The organism is Methylobacillus pratensis (genome assembly GCF_054072455.1).
The window spans coordinates 414748-433727 of record NZ_JBSUSR010000002.1 but is presented as its reverse complement, the minus strand read 5'-3'; the positions used below and the strand labels follow the sequence as shown (position 1 = coordinate 433727).

Annotated in this window: 17 protein-coding genes and 1 tRNA gene; 6 read left to right on the top strand and 12 right to left on the bottom strand. The window is 59.1% G+C overall.

Annotated elements, in window-relative coordinates; genetic code table 11:
- Positions 1 to 192 precede the first annotated feature (192 nt).
- Complete coding sequence (locus ACW4YW_RS06650; RefSeq protein ID WP_457136857.1) at positions 193 to 981, top strand: SDR family NAD(P)-dependent oxidoreductase; 789 nt, start codon at positions 193 to 195, stop codon at positions 979 to 981.
- Between the two features lie 67 nt (positions 982 to 1048).
- On the opposite strand, the gene ACW4YW_RS06645 is transcribed toward ACW4YW_RS06650, so the two are convergent.
- The 7 genes from ACW4YW_RS06645 to thiD form a co-directional block, all read right to left on the bottom strand.
- Positions 1049 to 1303: a hypothetical protein gene (locus tag ACW4YW_RS06645; RefSeq protein WP_457136856.1), complete on the bottom strand. Its 255-nt coding sequence runs from the start codon at positions 1301 to 1303 to the stop codon at positions 1049 to 1051.
- A gap of 18 nt (positions 1304 to 1321) precedes the next feature.
- Positions 1322 to 1798: a peptidoglycan-binding protein LysM gene (lysM, locus tag ACW4YW_RS06640; protein WP_457136855.1), complete on the bottom strand. Its 477-nt coding sequence runs from the start codon at positions 1796 to 1798 to the stop codon at positions 1322 to 1324.
- Positions 1799 to 1933: 135 nt separating this feature from the next.
- Entirely contained in the window at positions 1934 to 2998 is a 1065-nt protein-coding gene (hemE, locus tag ACW4YW_RS06635) for a uroporphyrinogen decarboxylase (protein ID WP_457136854.1), read from the bottom strand.
- Positions 2999 to 3053: 55 nt separating this feature from the next.
- The gene (locus ACW4YW_RS06630) at positions 3054 to 3620 is read right to left on the bottom strand and encodes an ATP-binding protein (protein WP_457136853.1); all 567 of its coding nucleotides are present in this window, start codon (positions 3618 to 3620) and stop codon (positions 3054 to 3056) included.
- On the bottom strand, positions 3617 to 4903 hold the full coding sequence (hemL, locus tag ACW4YW_RS06625) for a glutamate-1-semialdehyde 2,1-aminomutase (RefSeq protein ID WP_457136852.1): 1287 nt from the start codon (positions 4901 to 4903) through the stop codon (positions 3617 to 3619). Before hemL ends, ACW4YW_RS06630 begins: the two co-directional genes overlap by 4 nt.
- Positions 4904 to 4912: 9 nt before the next feature.
- Positions 4913 to 5542, bottom strand: a complete 630-nt coding sequence (gene thiE, locus ACW4YW_RS06620; protein ID WP_457136851.1) for a thiamine phosphate synthase — start codon at positions 5540 to 5542, stop codon at positions 4913 to 4915.
- A complete protein-coding gene (gene thiD, locus ACW4YW_RS06615) occupies positions 5529 to 6368 on the bottom strand; it encodes a bifunctional hydroxymethylpyrimidine kinase/phosphomethylpyrimidine kinase (protein WP_407993427.1) in 840 nt (279 codons plus the stop codon). The genes thiE and thiD overlap by 14 nt, the downstream gene beginning before the upstream one ends.
- A 399-nt stretch (positions 6369 to 6767) precedes the next feature.
- On the opposite strand from thiD, the gene ACW4YW_RS06610 reads away from it, so the two are divergent.
- From ACW4YW_RS06610 to ACW4YW_RS06595, 4 genes are all read left to right on the top strand, one after another.
- Positions 6768 to 9458: a cation-transporting P-type ATPase gene (locus tag ACW4YW_RS06610; RefSeq protein WP_457136850.1), complete on the top strand. Its 2691-nt coding sequence runs from the start codon at positions 6768 to 6770 to the stop codon at positions 9456 to 9458.
- Positions 9459 to 9472: 14 nt separating this feature from the next.
- On the top strand, positions 9473 to 10330 hold the full coding sequence (locus tag ACW4YW_RS06605) for a universal stress protein (RefSeq protein ID WP_457136849.1): 858 nt from the start codon (positions 9473 to 9475) through the stop codon (positions 10328 to 10330).
- 133 nt (positions 10331 to 10463) lie between these two features.
- On the top strand, positions 10464 to 11018 hold the full coding sequence (locus ACW4YW_RS06600; RefSeq protein WP_457136848.1) for a M15 family metallopeptidase: 555 nt from the start codon (positions 10464 to 10466) through the stop codon (positions 11016 to 11018).
- 92 nt (positions 11019 to 11110) lie between these two features.
- A complete protein-coding gene (locus ACW4YW_RS06595) occupies positions 11111 to 11359 on the top strand; it encodes a DUF2171 domain-containing protein (protein WP_407996284.1) in 249 nt (82 codons plus the stop codon).
- Between the two features lie 34 nt (positions 11360 to 11393).
- Here ACW4YW_RS06595 and ACW4YW_RS06590 read toward each other — a convergent pair whose 3' ends face one another.
- A complete protein-coding gene (locus ACW4YW_RS06590; protein WP_457136847.1) occupies positions 11394 to 12704 on the bottom strand; it encodes an OmpP1/FadL family transporter in 1311 nt (436 codons plus the stop codon).
- A 219-nt stretch (positions 12705 to 12923) separates the two neighbouring features.
- On the opposite strand from ACW4YW_RS06590, the gene ACW4YW_RS06585 reads away from it, so the two are divergent.
- Entirely contained in the window at positions 12924 to 13814 is an 891-nt protein-coding gene (locus tag ACW4YW_RS06585; RefSeq protein ID WP_457136846.1) for a crotonase/enoyl-CoA hydratase family protein, read from the top strand.
- Between the two features lie 3 nt (positions 13815 to 13817).
- Here ACW4YW_RS06585 and ACW4YW_RS06580 read toward each other — a convergent pair whose 3' ends face one another.
- The 4 genes from ACW4YW_RS06580 to ACW4YW_RS06565 all read right to left on the bottom strand — a co-directional run bounded on the left by ACW4YW_RS06580 (position 13818) and on the right by ACW4YW_RS06565 (position 18976).
- Positions 13818 to 15950, bottom strand: a complete 2133-nt coding sequence (locus ACW4YW_RS06580) for an ATP-binding protein (RefSeq protein ID WP_457136845.1) — start codon at positions 15948 to 15950, stop codon at positions 13818 to 13820.
- Between the two features lie 154 nt (positions 15951 to 16104).
- A complete protein-coding gene (locus ACW4YW_RS06575) occupies positions 16105 to 17166 on the bottom strand; it encodes an HD domain-containing phosphohydrolase (protein ID WP_457136844.1) in 1062 nt (353 codons plus the stop codon).
- A gap of 405 nt (positions 17167 to 17571) precedes the next feature.
- Complete coding sequence (locus ACW4YW_RS06570; RefSeq protein ID WP_457136843.1) at positions 17572 to 18756, bottom strand: MFS transporter; 1185 nt, start codon at positions 18754 to 18756, stop codon at positions 17572 to 17574.
- Positions 18757 to 18902: 146 nt separating this feature from the next.
- A tRNA-Gly gene (locus ACW4YW_RS06565) sits at positions 18903 to 18976 on the bottom strand.
- Positions 18977 to 18980 lie beyond the last annotated feature (4 nt).

Here is an 18980-nt window from a genome sequence, read left to right as displayed (position 1 = left end):
ATATCGCCACCGTATCGGTATCAGGCTGATCTTGATGTAGGACTCCTGCCGAGGCGTTATCAATTCCTGACAGCAAATTGAATGGCTTAGTACCAAGTTGAATGGCGCTTTTGTCATCCCCATGCCTGCTGCTTATCAAGCCGGTATATGGAGCGCATACTGGACCCTATTCATTGATCCATAGGAGCCACTATGCAACTCAACCTGGAAAATAAATTGGCGCTTGTGACCGCATCCTCCGCCGGGATCGGCCTGGAAATAGCGAAATCGCTGGCAAGGGAAGGGGCGCGGGTTATCATCAACGGGCGTAGCCAGGCCAGCGTGGACAAGGCGCTCAGCCAGGTGCGGCAGGATGTGCCGCAAGCGGACCTGCTGGGGCTGGCGGCGGATAACGGCACGCTGGAAGGCACGCAAGCGACGCTGGCGCAATTCCCGCAAGTCGATATCCTGGTGAACAACCTGGGTATCTACGAAGCGGTCGGCTTTTTCGACGAGACGGATGCCGCCTGGCAGCATTTGTTCGAAGTGAACATCATGAGCGGTGTCAGGCTGGCCAGGCATTACCTAGGCAAGATGCTGGAAAACAAAGCCGGGCGCATCGTGTTCATCTCGAGCGAGTCCGGCGTCACGCCCGCCCCTGAAATGGCGCATTACAGCGCCACCAAAACCATGCAACTCGGGATTTCGCGCTCCCTGGCGGAGTTGACCAAACAGACGGCGGTGACGGTGAATGCCGTACTGCCCGGCCCCACCCGCACTGAGGGCGTGGAGAAATTCATCCAGGATATTTATCCAGGCATCAGCCTGGAGGAAGCGGAAAAGAAATTCATCAGCGAGAACCGCCCCACTTCGTTGATCGGCAGGTTGATCGACCCGGCGGAAATCGGCGACATCGTGGCATTCGTCTGCAGCGAGCGTGCCGCCGTGATCAATGGCGCCACTATACGTGCAGAGGGCGGATTGATCCGCTCCGCCTTTTGATTAGGCAGGTGCCAGGTTAGGACTCGGTAGGAAGATACCCGGGCGCAGGCCCGGGTATTGATGGGAGTTAGTGCTCGGCGGAATGTTCTTCCTGATGCTCGGCAGCAGCTTCGCGCGCCTTGTCGATCGCGTCTTCAGCAGCTTCCTTCGCATCGTCTACCGCTTCCTCCGCCCTGTCGGCAGCATGTTCCGCATGCTCCTGGGCTTGCTCTACGGCTTCCGCAGCGGCAGCTTCAACATTCTCTTCTTCCTTGTTGCTGCAACCTCCGAGCGCCAGGCTGGCGAGGAAAATGGCAAGGACGGACGTTGATAGTAATTTCATCTGAATCTCCTGTTGATGTTATTGGGGGATACGTAGGGTCTGGCCCGGATAGATTTTATCCGGATGGTTCAGCATGGGCTTGTTCGCCTCGAAAATCTTCATGTAGGCATTGGCGTTGCCGTAATGCTCCTTGGCAATCTTGGACAAGGTATCGCCGCGTACCACTGTGTAGAACACGGGAGCGGTTTCTGAAGTCGTGACCTTGAGGTTGTCCACGACATCGCTGACGCCGTTGATGTTGCCGCAACAGAGCAGAATCTTTTCCTTGACCTCCTGGGTGGCCGCGGTGCCGCTGACCGTAACCTTGCCCGTGGCGCCGTCGAAATCCACCTGCAGGCCGTCTGCGTCAAGATCCATTTTATGGATGTAGTTGAGTATGGCCTTGCTGGCCTCGGTATTGGCGGAAGCTACCGGATTGTCGGTTTTTGACTCGACGGCGGGATGGGTGCCGAACAGCTTTTCGCCGGCGTCCTTGATGAATGAAATCAAACCCATTTGCTTATCTCCTTGTTGTTATGAAGTCGTGACAAACGAAACGCGTTAATAGTTCATCTTACTCCGATATTGCGGGAGATGGCGGCCGCGAATGTCATTTTTTGTCAATCGCGGCCATGGGGTATTAATGGGATCTTACAGGTGGTATTTGCTGCTGATGGCATGCACTGCCTTGATCATGGCCTCCGCATTCTCGGGCGGCGTGAATTGCGTGATGCCGTGGCCGAGGTTGAAGACATGGCCGCTGCCTATGCCGTAATCGGCGAGAATGCGTGCGGCTTCCTTTTCCACGGCTGCAGGGGTGGAAAGCAGGATGGCGGGATCCATGTTGCCTTGCAGGGCGACCTTGCCGCCCACGCGCTTGCGCGCTTCGCCCAGGGAGACAGTCCAGTCCAGCCCCAGTGCGTCCGCGCCGGTTTCCGCCTGGGATTCGAGCCATAGCCCGCCGCCCTTGGTGAACACGATGCTGGGCACGGCGCGGCCTTCGTTTTCCTTGGTCAATCCGCTGACGATCTGCTTCATGTACTGCAGCGAGAACTCCTGATAGGCATGGTGGGAAAGCGCCCCGCCCCACGAGTCGAATATCATCACCGCCTGCGCGCCGGCGGCAATCTGCGCATTGAGATAGGCGGTGACAGCCTGGGCCGTTACCGACAGGATATGGTGCAGCAGGTCCGGCCGGGCGTAGGCCATCTGCTTGATGGTGAGGAAATCGGTGCCGCCGCGGCCTTCCACCATATAAGTCGCCAATGTCCAGGGACTGCCGGAAAAACCGATCAGGGGCACGCGGCCGTCAAGCGCGCGGCGGATCTGGCTCACGGCGTCGGTGACATAGCCGAGCTCGCTGCCGATGTCCGGCACGGCGAGCTTGCGGATGTCGCTTTCCTCGCGCAATGTGCGCTCGAACTTGGGGCCTTCCCCTTCCTCGAAATACAGCCCCAAGCCCATCGCATCGGGAATGGTGAGGATATCCGAGAACAGGATGGCGGCATCGAGCGGGAAGCGGTCCAGCGGCTGCAGGGTGACTTCGGTTGCCAGGTCCGTGTTCTTGCACAGGTCCATGAAGCTGCCGGCTTTTTTCCGCGTTTCGCGGTACTCCGGCAGGTAACGCCCTGCCTGGCGCATCATCCAGACCGGGGTGTAAGGCGTACGCTGGCGTTGTAGTGCGCGGAGGAAAACGTCATTTTTCAGTGAAGTCATTACGGCTGGTCCTGTCAATCAAGGCTTTATTCTAATGGCATAAGCGAGGCAAGGGCTATGAATGGAGCTCATGCCCAGGCAAGGCGGAAACGACTTGTGCTGCCAGGCGGTCGGGATGGTCGGTGCCGTCCAGGCGTAGGACCGGCAATGACTGCTGTGCAAGCCAGTCTTCATGTCGCGCCAAATTACGCCCGGTATGGCCGGGACCGGGCGCTTCGTACTGCGATGCCCATTCGGTAAACGCAAGGTGCGCATCGTGCATGTCGCCGCCCGGTGCTATGCGTTCTCCATGACGTTGCTTTTCGCGCTTTTTCAGCCTATCCATGCGCACTGCATGGGGCGTGACGACAAACACGATCAGGCTGGCATGCTCGATCAGGGCATCGCCCCAGCCATCGAACGAGCCGGCCAGGATCCAGCCATCCTCGCCCAATGCGTCGCGGATCAGGCTGACGCGCTCTTGCGGAGGGCGTTTGAGCAAAAAAGGCGGGTCGGTGGGTAGCCAGTAGAACTGGTCCACATCGATATGCGGCAGCCCTAACTGCCGTGCGAGCGTGGCACCCAGCGTCGTGACGCCGGCACATGACGCACCCGTGATATAGATGCGCGGCCGGTTGGTCATTGGGCGTTGATGCGGCTGAATACGCTTTCTGCCGCGGCAATGGTCTGGTTGATATCCGCCTCGCTGTGCGCGATCGAGACAAAACCGGCTTCGAAAGCGGATGGCGCCAGGTAAACGCCCTCTTCCAGCATGCCGTGGAAGAAGCGGTTGAATGCGTGTTTATCCGCCTGCATGACCTCGGCGAAGCTGGCGGGGCATTCGGCGCTGAAATAGAGGCCGAACATGCCGCCGACGCTTTGTGCACTGAACGTGACGCCGGCATTGCGTGCCGCCTGTACCAGGCCTTCGGTGAGTTGGCGTGTTTTCGCGGAAAGCGCTTCATGGAAGTCGGGGCGCTGCAATTGCTTCAATGTCGCCAGGCCGGCGGCAACGGCGACCGGGTTGCCGGACAAGGTGCCGGCCTGGTACACCGGCCCCAGGGGCGCGAGGAAGGCCATGACCTCGGCACGGCCACCGAAGGCGCCCACTGGCAGGCCGCCGCCGATCACCTTGCCGAGCGTGGTGAGGTCGGGTTTGATGCCGAACAATTGCTGTGCGCCACCCAAGGCGACACGGAAACCGGTCATGACCTCGTCAAAAATCAACAGGGTGCCGGATTGGGTGCAGAGCGAGCGCAACGCGGCCAGAAATTCCGGCGTGGGTCGCACCAGGTTCATGTTGCCTGCCACCGGCTCGAGGATGACGCAGGCGATCTCCTTGCCTAGCTCCTCGAATAGTTGTTTCAGCGCTTGCACATCGTTGTAGGGCAGGGTCAATGTATGGGCGGCGAGCTCGGGCGGCACGCCGGCAGAGCTGGGCTGGCCGAAAGTGAGCGCTCCCGAACCTGCCTTGACCAACAGGGAGTCGGCATGGCCGTGGTAGCAGCCCTCGAACTTGAGTATCTTGCTACGGTTGGTGAAGCCGCGCGCCAGTCGGATGGCGCTCATGGTGGCTTCCGTCCCCGAGCTGACCAGCCGCACTTGCTCCATGCTGGGGACGAGCTGCGTGATCAGTTGCGCCATTTCCAGTTCCAGCGCGGTCGGCGCGCCGAAGGACAGGCTGTTGGCTGCGGCGGCCTGCACGGCGGCAATCACGTCGGGCTGTGCGTGGCCGAGGATCATCGGCCCCCAGGAGCCAACGTAGTCGATGTATTCCTTGCCGTCTTCGTCCCATAGCCGCGAGCCAAGGCCGCGCTTGAAGAACACCGGCGTGCCGCCTACCGAGCCGAAGGCACGCACCGGCGAGTTCACGCCGCCCGGGATCAGGGTTTGGGATTGTTCGAATAATTGCTGGTTTCTGCTCATGGCCTGGCTCTAACTGAAAAGTTGGTTGAATTGACTGGCTTGTGTCTTGATGTCGGGAGCGTTCCACAATGCCCCGATCACGGCGACGGCATCCGCGCCCGCGTTGATGATGCTGGCGGCATTCTCCAGGTTGATCCCCCCTATGGCAACGACTGGCAGCCCGAGTTCATGCGCCCTGGCGAACAGGGCGATGTCGGCGCGTGGCGCGTTTGGCTTGGTGGAGGAAGGAAAACATGCACCGAAGGCGACGTAATCCGCGCCAATGCCGGCGGCCTGCCGTGCGAGGGCGAGGTTGTTGTAGCAGGAGGCGCCGATGATCTTGTGTTGGCCCAATGCCGCCCGTGCGGCGGCAATATCGCCGTCGTCTATGCCCAGGTGCACGCCGTCCGCATCCAGCCCGGCGGCAAGCTGGACGTCATCATTGATGATCAAAGGCACCTGGAAACGGCGGCACAAGGCCAGGAGCGCGCTGGCCTGGGCGTGGGCCTGTTCGCCGGAAACTTGCTTGTTGCGGTATTGCAGTACCCCGGCGCCCCCGGCGAGGGCAGCCTCGCAGATGGTCAGCAGCCTGGGCGTGTCGGTTTCATCCGGGGTGATGGCATACAGTCCATGGATTGCCGGGAGCTTATTCCGCGTCATCAGACTCTTCGCGCGCCCAGAACAAGCGGTCGGGGATATATTGCCCCATGCCGGGACGGAAGGCGTGGCGCAGCGAGTGCCAGGTATATTCCTGCGCTTCCGCGATGGCTTCCTCCATGCCCAGCCCATGCGCCAGGCAGGCCGCGATCGCCGAAGCCAGCGTGCAGCCGGAGCCGTGATAACTGCCCGGCAGGCGCTCGCAAGGATAGGAGCGCAACAGCTTCTGCGAGCCGTAAAGATTGTTGACGACTTGCGGCGAGCGCTCATGCGTGCCGGTAATCAAGACATATTCAGGCCCGAGCGCCAGCAGGCGTTCCGCCACCTCTTCGATAGAGGCGTGCTCGCTTTCGTCGGTATAGTCGCCGGTGAATGCCAGCCGCCGTGCTTCCAGGCTGTTGGGCGTGATCAGCGTCGCCTGCGGGAACAGCAAGTCTATCATTGCTTCCTGCATTGCCTCGTTGGCCAGCTCGTCGCCGCGGCCCGAAGACAGGATCGGGTCTATCAGCAACGGCACATCGGGATAATCGGCGACGATCTCGGCAATCACGGCGATATTTTCCACGCTGCCGAGCATGCCGAGCTTGAAGGCCGATATCTGCATATCTTCCAGGATGGTGCGCGCTTGCTCGTTGATGAGTTCCGCGTCCAGGGGGACGACATTTTCCACTCCTACCGTATCCTGAACGGTGACCGCCGTGACGACAGACAAGGGGTGGCAGCCGATGCTGGCCAATGCCAAGAGATCTGCCTGCAGGCCTGCGCCGCTGCTCGGATCTGTAGCGGCAAAGGTGAGTACGCTGGGAGGCATGAGGTTGATTGTTTCCATGGCGGATCCTGTCAGATGGATAAACGGGCTCGAACAGGCAATGACTGGCCGGGCCGATGTTTGAGCCGCTAACAAAACCCTCCTGTCGTCGTTGCTCTGCCTTACCGTACTCGTTAGTACTGTCTGCGGCAGAGCGCCTAACCAGAATCACTTCGCTGGGTTTTGTTAGAGGCTCTTATTCAAGAGGTCTATTTTAGCCTAATCACTCCTGAAAGGAGAGGATTGGGTTGCGATGGGCAGATCCGGATGCCGGGTGACGCGCATCATTGTGGATTCCGGGGGAAAGATGGCGAGTGTAATCGACATGCTTGATTAAGCCATATTTGAAAAATGGTTTTGCCTGATCGCGGCAAAGCCTTTTAGAATAAAAAGACACCGACCATTGAAAGGCCATTGCCCATGCCGCAATCCAGCCAGAATGATGCAGTTGCCGCACCGCCGTGGCATGCCCTCAAGTCGAGCGAAGCGCTTGAGCGCGTGCAGTCCAGCCCAGAGGGCCTGAGCAGCAGCGAGGCCGAAAAGCGGCTGCGGGAACACGGGCGCAACGAACTGCCCGCCCCGCGCCGGCAGCATCCCGTCATGCGCTTCCTGTCCCAGTTCAACAATGCCTTGATCTATTTCATGCTGTCCGCGGCGGTGATCGCATTCTTTCTTGAGCACGCCGTCGATTCGGCGGTGATACTCGCCGTGGTGCTGATCAACGCGATTGTCGGGTATATCCAGGAGGGCAAGGCCGAACAGGCGCTGGATGCCATACGCAACATGATGGTGCCGCATGTTACGGCATTGCGGGACGGACACCGCCAGAAACTGGACGTGGCCGACCTGGTGCCCGGGGACGTGATCGTGCTCGAGGCGGGCGACAGCGTGCCCGCGGACGCGCGCTTGCTCAAGGCCCGGCAGCTTTCCAGCGAGGAGGCCATCCTGACCGGCGAATCGGTCCCTAGCCAGAAGCAGGAGCAAGCCGTGGCAGAGGACGCCGACCTGGGGGACCGCCACTGCATGTTGTATTCCGGCACCATCGTGGCGGCAGGCCAGGGCCGTGCCGTGATCGTGGAAACTGGCAGCGCGACGGAAATCGGGCGTATCAGCAGCATGATTTCCAAGGTGGAAACCCTGGAAACGCCCCTCTTGCAGCAGATCAACCATTTTGGGCGCCTGTTTACCTGGTTCGCCCTCAGCCTGGCCCTGGGGTTGCTCGCGTTTGCCAAGCTGGTGCAGAACTACAGCTGGATCGACGGATTCATGGTGGTAGTGGCGATCTCGGTCGGGCTGGTGCCGGAAGGCCTGCCGGCCGTGATCACCATCACGCTGGCGATCGGCGTGCAGCGCATGGCGAGGCACAACGCCATCATTCGCCGCTTGCCCGCGGTGGAGACCCTGGGCGCCACCTCGGTGATCTGCTCCGACAAGACGGGCACCCTTACGCGCAACGAAATGACGGTCAGGCGCCTGGTGGCAGGCAAGGCGCATTACCTGGTCGAAGGCACTGGGTACGTGCCGGAGGGCGAGATCAAGCCGCAGGACGATGCGCCAGACCATGAGTGGGAAGACCTGGTGCGGGCAGGCCTGCTTTGCAACGATGCCAAGCTGGAGCAGCAGTCCGGACAATGGCACGTCCTGGGCGACCCGATGGAAGGGGCGCTGGTGGCGCTGGCGATGAAAGCCGGCAAGGATATCCAGCAGGAGCGCAACGCCTGGAAGCGGCTGGATGAAGTGCCTTTCGACAGCAAGCACAAGTTCATGGCGACGCTGCACCATCACCAGGAACACGGTACCTGGATGTTCATCAAGGGCGCGCCGGAAAGCGTGCTGGAAAGGTGCGGGCAGCCTGACCACGAGTACTGGGCGGAGCGCATCAGCGAGGCGGCACAGCATGGCGAGCGCGTACTGGGCTTTGCCGCCAAGCGTTGCGAGGACGGCAAGCAGCATCTCGAATTCAAGGACGTGGAGGGCAACCTGGAACTGCTGGGCGTCATGGGCTTCATCGATCCGCCGCGAGAAGAGGTGCTCGATGCCATAGCCAGCTGCCGTTCCGCCGGTGTCAAGGTCAAGATGATTACGGGCGACCATGCCGCCACGGCGCAAGCGATCGCCAAGCAGTTGCACCTGGCGGACGAGCCGGGCGTCATGACCGGAGCCGAGCTCGACAAGGTGCCGGATGAGGAGTTGAGCGCCGTGCTGGCGAAAACCAGCGTGTTTGCGCGCACTACGCCCGAGCACAAGCTGCGCATCGTCAAGGCCTTGCAGCAACAGGGCGAGGTGGTCGCCATGACCGGAGACGGCGTCAACGATGCACCCTCCCTCAAGCAGGCCGACGTGGGCATCGCCATGGGCAAGAAAGGCACGGAGGCGGCCAAGCAGGCCTCGGAAATGGTGCTGGCGGACGACAATTTCGCCACCATCGTCTCTGCGGTGCATGCCGGGCGCACGGTCTACGACAACGTGCGCAAGGTGATCGCCTGGACATTGCCGACCAACGGCGGCGAGGCGCTGGCGGTGGTGGTGGCGCTGCTGCTGGGCATGTCCTTGCCTATGACGCCGGCACAGATCCTCTGGATCAATATGGTGCTGACGGTGACGCTGGGGCTGGTGCTGGCTTTCGAGCCTTCCGAGCCCGATGTCATGGAGCGTCCGCCGCGCCCGCGCAATGCTGCCCTGCTTTCTCCTTTCCTGCTTTGGCGCGTGGGCTTTGTCTCGGTCTTGTTCACCATGGGCGTTTTCATCATTTTCGAATATGCCATGCGGCGCGAGCTGGGTGAGGAGGTGGCACGCACCATGGTGGTGAACACCCTGGTAGTGCTGGAAATCTTCTACCTGTTCAACGTGCGCTACCTCAATGCCAGGTCGTTCAGCTGGCGCGGGCTGGTCGGCACGCCGATACTGCTGATCGCGCTTGCGGTGGTGATCTTGGCGCAATTGGCCTTCACCTATGCCGCCCCCTTGCACGCCTTGTTCGCTAGCGCGCCGATTGACTGGAAAGATGGTCTCGTGATCATATTGATCGGTATTGCCTTCATGCTGGTGCTGGAATTCGAGAAAATGTTGATGCGAAAACGCGGCAAAACCAACGTGCTGGCAGAATCTTAAGGAAGGAAACCCTGGTGACGACAGAATTCAAGACCAAACGGCCACGCCAGTTGTTATTGGCTACCGATCTCGGCGCGCGTTGCGACCGTGCGCTGGACCGGGCGGTGCAGCTTTCGCGGGAATGGCATGCCCCGCTGACGGTGGTACATGCCTTCGAGCAGATAGAACCGATTGCAGACGAGCCCGGCTGGCGCCAGCCGCAAGATGCCGCCCTCGCTATCCAGGCCGAACTGGAGGATGCGACCGGCTTGCCCGGCATTACTGTCCGCGTGCTGAAAGGCAAACCGAGCGAGGTGGTATTGAATGTGGCCGAGGAGGTGCAGGCCGAGCTGATCCTCACCGGGGTCAAGCGCGACGGAGCCTTCGAGAAGGCCCTGCTCGGCGATACCGTGACGGAGCTGGCGCGCCAGTCCAAGGTACCGGTGCTGGTGGTGAAGAAGCGCCTGCGCAAGCCTTACGGCAAGATCGTCGTGGCAACCGACCTTTCCGAATTGTCGCGTGCAGCGTTGGCTCGCGCAGTGGACTTGTTCGGGCCGGAAAACCTGGTGGTGTTCCATGCTTCGTTCGCCCATTTTGCCAGCCGCATGGATGACAGGGTGGCCTATGAAAGCGAGTTGCGCAGCGACGCCATCCAGAACTGCCGGGACTTTATCCGCGAGGTGGCAGGCGACGAGGCGGCCGCCGGCATAGAGGTGGTGGTGGAATATGGCGAGCCAGACCTGTTGCTGGAAAAATATGTGCAGGACAAAAAGGTGGACCTGGTCGTCGCGGCAACCCGCGGCCGCAGCGGTCTGCTGGGCGTGCTGTTGGGCAGCGTTGCCATCCGCATACTGGATAGCGTCGCTTGCGATGTGCTGATTGTGCGCAGCTGAGCAGGCGATGGTATCCGGGCGGTTAACGACTTTCCCGGCGTTGTTGTCCTGCTTTGCCATACCGCTTTTCGCTGCTTGCGCAGCCCCTAGCCGTACCGTGGTGTTTTTTCTTAAGGTTTGTTAGCCGCTGACTATGATGCATGCGGATTACCTGGCCCGGATTGCTGCGTTGATGCGCGAACTGGGCATTCCGCAGCATATCGTGGTGGAAAGAAACCTGCCCTTGTTCCCGGAAGCGGAAGTATTGGTCGAGACCGCCTCGGCAAGCAGCAATGGCACCCCTTTCCTGCTGGAGCCCGATACTGCTGCCGCCTGGCATCGCATGCAGCAGGCTGCGCATGAGGAGGGCATCGCGCTGGTCTTGTTGTCCGCGTTTCGCAGCCTCGATTATCAGGCCGCCATCATCCGCCGCAAGTTACAGAAAGGTATGAGCCTGGAAGAAATACTTTCTGTCAGCGCTGTGCCTGGATACAGCGAACACCATTCCGGCCGTGCCGTGGATATTGGCGCTCCGGAATCGTTGAATCTAGAGGCCGCGTTCGAACGCACGCCAGCGTTTCAGTGGTTGTCGCAACATGCTCCCGGCCATGGATTTGCCATGTCCTATCCCAGGAACAACAAATACGGCTATGCCTACGAACCCTGGCACTGGTGCTTCCAGGGCGCGACGCATACACGGACTGTTTAGGTAATTCTGACAGGGTTTTCAGCGCTTTGCCTATCCAGGCACACGCGGCTAGACAGGTAACCTGAAAGCTCATTTTTGCAAGGAGCAATATCATGAGTCTTTCCCATGGAATCTTGCCCGGCATGCCGGTGATCTGTTCCCAGGGCGGCAAGTTCGCCACCGTGGACCATATGGAAGGCAGCAACCAGATCAAGCTGCAGAAGGATGAAAACGGCCAGCACCACTACATTCCCGTGAGCTGGGTAACTGCTACCGACAATGCGGAAGTCACGGTCGACCGCCCCGGCAAGCAGGCGATGCAGGATTGGTCCACTACCCCATTGCCGGAGAAATTTAGCTAGCGATAATTTTTAGCGATTAGCTCACGGCATATGATCAGAATGAGTGGCTCCACTGTGCGCTCAATATGTTGACTTTGGAGGAGAATTCTCCTTGGATGTTGTGGCGCACAGCCCCCTCACTGCTGTTGTCGATGCTGGAGTCCTTCATGCGCAGATAGGCGTAGCCGACATCGATGGTATTGAAGGAGTCCAGCTTCCAGCTTGCGCCAACCGCGAACCAGGTGCGGTCGGCATCCGGGATGCGGGGGGTGCGGTGGCTGGAATCGGGCACAGGCGTCTGATCATAGGCGACGCCTGCACGCAGGGTGAGCTGGTCGTTGTAGCGGTAGTTACCGCCTAGCGAAATCCGGTAGCTGTCGTTCCACTTGGTGGTAGTGACATTGTCATCCAGACCGCTGTCAAACTGGATGCGCAATTCTTTGAAGCGGCTCCAGTTGGTCCAGGTGACATCGGCCAGCAATTCCACTTTGTCGTTCAATTGTTGTGCCAGGCTGAACGAGACGGTTTCGGGCATGGAAAGGTTCGCAGTAATATCCGAGTTACTCAGGCGCGAGGCAAGCGGTGCGACTTGGTTGATTGCGGCGGAACGTCGAAAGCTCGCCTCGCCCTCCAACTTGTGTTTGATATGGGAACGGTAACTGGCTCCCAAGGTGGTGTTTTCCCAGGGTTTGTAAATCACGCCTAGGTTGAAACCCCAGCTGATGTCATCGCCCTTCATTTTGCTATAGCTGTCGACGGCTGCATTACCGGCTTGGCCCAAGCCACTGGGCGAACATACCCCTAATCCATTTAACGGACTGCCTAAGCAAAGCGCGCTTGAATCTATTGCATTCGTGAGTTCAGCTTTGACGTATTGCAGGCTGATGCCGCCGCCAATCGACCATTTCTCCGACGGCTTGAATGAAAGCGCCGGGTTGACATTGACGGTTATCAATTCGGATTTCAAGGCTTGGTAGCGGCCTTTCCAGCCGTTATCGTATTCCGAGGTCAGCCCATAAGGCACCGTAATCCCCAAACCAAACTTCAGGTCAGTGCTCAGGTCGCTGGCGAAATAGAAATTAGGTACCAGTTCCAAGGACGCGGCATCACCGCCATTGTTGCCGGAAATTGGAGTGCGCCCATTAGGGTCAATATAACTTGAGTTGGTATTACTGAGCTTCGCGCTGGGGAGAATGGCGCTGCCCCCTAGCACGATCTGTCTGCCTGCAGGCAGCCATGAAAGGCTGGCCGGGTTGAAGAACTGGACGCTGGCGTCGTCTGCTCGGGCTGCCATGCCGGCATAGGCATTGCCGAACCCGGACGCGCTTTGCTCAATCAGGGCAAAGCCCGCAGCATGCGCCGTCATGTTCACTCCACTGCTGATTCCCAAAATCGACAAAATGCATAAGCGCTTGATCATTTTTTTTATTTCCATCGGTGGTATTTGGCGTCAAGAGTGGATATTAACGGCAAAGTTTAAAGAATGTTGAATTTCTAATAATCAATCAGGCATTTACCTTGCAATACAATTGTGCTACGTCTGTGCGTGTAGTGTAATTTTTTTAACCTTTATGGGGAGTTCTTTATGAATGCCGTTGTTGATTTCAATCCTTTAAACACTGTTCAATTTGAGCAAGTACGTGCCCACTATGAGCCCGAGTTCGGTATTACATGGCTATTTATGCAGCCCAACCCGCGGCCGTGCTTCAACCGGATTTGCATGAGCGAACTGCTGATGAACCAGACGCAGATCGAGGCATCGCATGCCAATCCGCTTCACCGTCCGCAGCAGGCTACAAACTACCTGGTGCTGGCGTCCGATGTGGAAGGCGTGTTCAACCTGGGCGGCGACCTGGCAACATTCAAGGAAGCCATCGAGAAGAAGGAAAGGAGCAAGCTGCTGGAATATGCCCATTTGTGCATAGACAACCTCTGGACCTTCTACAACATGCAGGCCCCGATCACCACGATTTCCCTGGTCAAGGGCCAGGCCATGGGGGGCGGGTTCGAGGCGGCCTTGTCCGCGCATGTATTGATCGCCGAGAAGGGGGCGCTCATGGGCTTGCCCGAGGTGTTGTTCAACCTGTTCCCCGGCATGGGGGCGATGAGCTTCCTGTCGCGCCGGATCGGATTGAACGCCGCCGATAAGATGATCCGCTCGGGCAAGGTCTACACCGCCGAAGAGCTGTACGATATGGGCGTGGTGGACGTGCTGGCAGAAACCGGCCAGGGCGAGAAGGCGTTGCATGACTGGGTGCGCAAGACGCACAAGTCGCTGAACTCATTCCAGGCGATCCAGAAGGCCAAGCAGCGCGTCAACCCGCTTACCAAGCAGGAGCTGCTCGACATCACGGAAATCTGGGTGGATGCGGCATTGCGGCTGACCGAGCGCAACCTCAAGGTGATGGAGCGCCTGGTGCGCGCCCAGAACACCAAGGTGGGAGATCAGGAAGAAGCCGTCAGGGCAGCAGGATGACAGCTAGCTCGAGGCAGCCTGCCGACTACTCAAGTAGTCGTTGATGGCTTGCGTGGCTGCCTCGAACTCTTTCTCGAGTTGATCCAGCATGATGGTGCCGCGGAAACGCAGCTCCTCAGGACTGGCTTTGTCCATCATATCCGCTTGTTTGCTCACGGTGACCGCACCGACGCTCAGGCTATTGCCCTTGAGCGCATGGCAAAACTCGTGCAGTTCGCCATAACGCTTGGCGCCGAGATTTTGCTTGATGACTTTGACCAACGCTCCACAGTCGGTGACGTACTTGCTTAGGAGGCGGGGTACGAACATGCTGTCCTGCCCGCCCAGCAGTTCGAGTTCCGACAGCGTCGCAGGCGACAATACGTCGTTTGCCTTTGCCGCTTCCTGCGGCGGGGCCGCATTCTTTTTCGCATAAAACTGGGCCACCTGGCCCGAAACCGGCAGGCCGCCCTTGAGGCTGGCTATCGTGTCGAACAACAGCTTGGTTTCGATCGGCTTGGTCAGGTAGGCGTCGAAGCCCGCCACTTCGGCTGCAGACTTGGTTTCCACCGTTGCGTCGGCGGTAAACAGGATGAATTTGGTTTCCCTGTCGTCCGGCCGCAGGAAGCGATACAGCTTCAGCGCGTCTATCCCATTCATCCCGGCCATGTTGAGGTCGGACACCACGAGGTCGAACTGCTCGATTTCCAGCCTGTCCAGCAGCTCGTCGGCATTGTCGACCACGGCGACGTTGTGGCCGGGCAATTGCAGCAGCTTGACGATGATGGTCTGGTTGGTGACATTGTCCTCGCAAACCAGGATCTTGAGCGGCTTGGTGGAGGGCTGGGGATTGTTGTCGACCGCGGCAAGCGAGACGACGGGCGCAGGTGCGACGATTTCCAGCGTAAGGTCGAACCAGAACCGGCTGCCGACATTGAGGCCGCTGTTCAGGTGCAGCTCGCTGCCCAATGCTTCGACCAGGCGCTTGGCGATGGTGAGGCCTAGGCCGCTGCCGCCAAACTTGCGCGTGGTGGAGATGTCGGCCTGGGTGAAGCTTTCAAAAATGCGTTCGCGCTGCTCGTCGGAAATGCCGATGCCGGTATCGATGACCTCGATGCGGTATATGCCCTGGTCGGCTGTCGACTCCAGTGTGTGCACGGCAAGCGTGACCGAGCCGCGCTCGGTGAACTTGACGGCGTTGCCGACCAAGTTGGCCAGGATCTGCTGCAGGATGTAGGGATCGCTCTTGACGCGTACGTCGTCGAGGTCGATGCTTTTTTCCAGCGTGATGCGCTTGTTGAGCGCCTGGCCCTTGAATACCTCGATGGTTTGCTCGGCCAGCTCGCGCAGGGAGAGCTCGGTTTCTTCCACCTGCAGCTTTTCCTGCTCGATCTTGGAGAAGTCCAGCACGTTGTTGAGCTGGGCGAGCAACAGCTTGGACGAGCTCTCGAGCGTGCGCAGCAGCTCGTCCTGCTCGTGGTTGAGCTGCGTGTTGCGCAACAGGGTGCTGATGCCGATGATGCCGTTGAGCGGGGTGCGGATTTCATGGCTCATGTTGGCGACGAAGCGGGTTTTCGCGTGGTTCGCGACCTCGGCTTTCTGCCTGGCCTCCTCGATGCGCGTGATCAGGGTGGCGACGTAGAGCGGCAACGCCACCAGCATGAGCAACAGGCTGTAGCTGATGGCCCTGTGCTCGAGCCAGAACGGGTTGACGTTGATGGTGTAAAGAAAGCCGATCACGCTCAGCGCCTGGGAGTGGAGCAGGTATTTCTTGCCGAAGCGGAAGCCGTTGCCGAAAGTCACCCATAGGTATACCCCGACCAGGATGACCCCCAGTTCGCCCGTCATCGCCATGAACATGGTGGGCAGGCCGATATCCAGCCAGGCGCCGGACAGCCTGCGCAAGGCGGCATGGCTTGTCGTGAACAGGATCAGCCCGATCAATACGAAGGACAGCACCTGAAACACCACCGTCATCGGGATGGCGAGCGGGAAGGTATGGCTGATGGTGTTGAGGCCGGTGACTTCGCGGTAGATCAGGAAAGACAGGAACGCCATGCACAGCCAGATGCGGATGATCGCCTGCTCAAGCTCCAGCGGGTCGCAATGCCTGCTCAGAGTCAGCCAGTATTGTCTGGCCCGCTTGAAGGGTTGCATCAATGACATAGGCTGGTCGAGTTTTTCAAAGTTGGAAAGCACTGCAATCGGGATTGCAGCTCCGTGTCATTCCGGTTGCGTGTATTAGGTTGCGCTTAGATAAAGTTATATTCAAGTCCCCTGAAGGGGAAATTTGCAACTTTTAAACAGGCTCTTAGGAAGCATGACGCTTGTGAATTTCCTCGAACAGCATATGCACATCGGGTATGAGCTTGATCAATTCCGGGTCGAAATGCTTGCCGTTTTCCGCAATCAGGTATTCGATCGCCTTATCCACGCTCCAGGCCTCCTTGTAAGGCCGGCGGCTGGTGAGTGCGTCGAATACGTCCGCTACCGCCACAATACGGGCCGATAGAGGAATTTCCTGGCCGGACATGCCATAGGGGTAGCCCGAGCCGTCAAACTTCTCGTGGTGCGCAAGCGCGATCTCGCTGCCTTTCTGCAAATACTTGGACGGGCTGCCCTGCGGGATTTCATAGCCGATCAGCGGGTGCCGCTGCATGACCTTTTTCTCTTCGGGCGTGAAGGGGCCTTGCTTGAGCAGCACGCTATCCGGGATGCCGATCTTGCCGATGTCGTGCAGCGGGGCGGCCAACTCGATCAGCTCCGCCTCGTCTTCAGGGAAGCCCAGCGCCTCTGCCAGCACGCGGCTGTAAAGCGACATGCGCAGCAGGTGCTGTGCGGTGTCGTAATCGCGGTATTCCCCTGCGCGGGCAAGGTGCATCAGGGTTTCCTTCTCCCGCATGAGGATGTTCTCGGTGGCCTCGCGCACCATGCTTTCCAGCAGCCGGCTTTTGTCTTCCAGGGTCAGCCGCTGCTGGCGCAAGGTGATCAGGTTCTTGCAGCGCGCCATGCACTCATGCATGTCGACCGGCTTGGTGAGGAAATCGGTGACGCCCGCATCCAGCGCGGCATAACGGATCTCCACATCCTGCTTGATCGTGATCATGATGGTGGGCACGGTTTGGTACTGGGGCAGGCGCGTGATTTCATTGATGAAGCACAGGCCGTTCATGCCCGGCATTTCATAATCGACCAGCAATAGGTCCGCGGTGTTGTCTTGCGCCCAGAGCAATGCCTCGGTAGGCGAGGAGAACTCACATGTTTTGATACCGCGCCCGAGGTTCCTGACGATTTTGGACAGGATGGAGCGGCTGACGGCCTGGTCATCGAGTATCAGCACCTTGGCGGTATCAACGAGGTTGAGGGTCTTCATAATTACCTATGTTCTTAGTCCAGGGGGGGTACTAGGCACAGCCTCCACAATCGCTTCGAATGACGGACAATCGTTAATGCAGAGGATCAGTTGCGTTATTATCATACAGCCAGATGCAAAAGATTGAAGCATTGATGACATTGATTAATATTCCCCAATCTCAAATCCCAGCAAGCCATTGCAGGAAATTAGGCTTATTACCGTACTAAAATCATTGAGCAAAACTCGCCTGACATTGCGCTCTGCCCTACCCCGCCCCTTGTACCGCCTGCGGCACGGCGTATGGCCAGGATCGCTTCACTGAATTCTGTCAGCCCTAAATAGCAGAATATCGGCAATCGCCAGCATTTCTGTAAAACTTGGTAAAACCTGAGTCCAATTAACGCCCTCGCCGATATGCGGCGGTCAACTGCGCGGGGATACCGCACGCGCGAGGAAGAACGCCAGCCCCACGAAGAACAGTACCACCAATAAGGCATGGCGCAAGGAATAATGTTCCCCAATAAATCCCAGCAACGGCGGCCCTGCCAGAAAGGCGACATAGCCAGCTGTCGCGACGATGCTGACGCGCGCGGTGGAGTGGCTGCCGTCCCCGGTATCGCCCGCCGCGGAAATGGTCAGCGGGAAGCCAAGCGAAGTGCCCAGGCCCCAGAACAGGACTGCCGCGGCGGCGACATAAGGATGGTTGGCAAAAATGACCATGCTGATCCCAATGACGCCCAGCAGCGCGCTGGCGCGGACCACAGACACCCTGCTGTAGCGTTCGAGGAAGTAGTGGCCGCTGAAGCGGCCCAGCGCCATCATGCCGGCAAAGCCGGTATAGATCATGGAGCCGATGGCGGCGCTGAAATGATGTTCATCCACCATGAGGATCGGGATCCAGTCCGTCGCCGAACCTTCCGCCAGCGCCATGCCCAGCACGATCAGGCTGATACACATCAGTTGCACGTCACGCCACGGCTTGAACGGCTGGTCCATCTCTCCATTCATGTTGGATTGGCCGGATTGAGGCGTTGATTCGATTCCCACTCCCGCTGGAATTGATCTCAACCCCCACAAGATCACCGGAACGCCCGCCAGCGCAGTGAGTGCAAGATGCCATGCCACCGGGAATGCAATACTGGCCAGGCCAATACCGACAATGCCGCCCAGGAAGGTGCCCAGGCTGAAACCCGCATGCAGCATGGCAAGCGCGGGTTTGTGCGTGATGCGCTCGACTTCTGCGCCCTCGACATTGAGTGCGATCTCCCCTAGTCCGATGCCCAAGCCGAACAGCATCAGGCCCAGCGCGACCAATAGCGCCAATGTCGACGCCAACCCTGCCGCCATGACGCCCAGGCCGACCAGCAGGGTCAGCATGCCTGCACGGATCACGGGCTTGGTGCCGTAGCGCTGGACCAGCTTGCCGGAACTGAGCACGCCGGTCATGGCGCCAACCGAGATGCTGAACAGGATCAAGCCCATTTCTGCGATCGAGACGCCGAGCTGGTCCCGGATCGCAGGCGTCCGCGTAACCCAGGAGGCGACGGCCAACCCGGCCAGCAGGAAGAAAGAGAATAATGCCTGGCGGCGATGTATTGCGGTTTTCATGGATAAATACAGGCGTATCGGGCAATGCCAGCCCGGTTGACAGCGATATAAAGTTATAAAGAAAAGCCGCGGCCTTGAAGTCAGTGGAGGCCATCCTAACATTGCCTTGGCCGCAGAGGATGGTATTGCCGTGAAATTTCGGAGATTGGAGCGGGCGACGGGAATCGAACCCGCGTATCAAGCTTGGGAAGCTGGCGTTCTACCATTGAACTACGCCCGCACAG